Annotated in this window: 1 protein-coding gene; it reads left to right on the top strand. The window is 65.3% G+C overall.

Annotation, left to right across the window (positions count from 1 at the left end):
• Positions 1–227: 227 nt before the first annotated feature.
• A partial coding sequence (locus EN742_RS37515) for a creatininase family protein (protein WP_189375792.1) occupies positions 228–395 on the top strand: 168 nt, incomplete at its 3' end.

Raw genomic sequence — 395 nt, forward strand, 5'->3', positions numbered from 1 at the left:
GTGTGGGGCGCGGTCGTCGGCGCTCTGATCGTCAGCCTGCTGACGACGGCGCTTCGGGTGTTCGGCACGGACCCGTCCAGCCTCGAACTCTACAAGGGAGCAATCATCATGGTCGCTCTCCTGGCCGATTCCGGCATGACCTACGCCAAGGCCCGGCTTGTCGAGGCAGCACGATGAACGAGCCAGCTCCGGCCTTGCCGATCCCGCCTGGATCCAGCTTTGCGCTGATGACCTCCCCGGATACGGAAAGACACGCGACAGCCGGCGTGCATAAACCCGTCGTCATTCTACCGCTCGGCGCTGTCGAGCAACATGGTCCGCATCTGCCGCTCGGCGTCGATTGCTGGCTTGCGGAAGCGGTTGCGCTCGCCGCGGCGGAAGGACAGGCCTCCATC

This window comes from Mesorhizobium sp. M4A.F.Ca.ET.020.02.1.1 (assembly GCF_004022645.1).
In the GTDB taxonomy this organism is placed as follows: domain Bacteria; phylum Pseudomonadota; class Alphaproteobacteria; order Rhizobiales; family Rhizobiaceae; genus Mesorhizobium.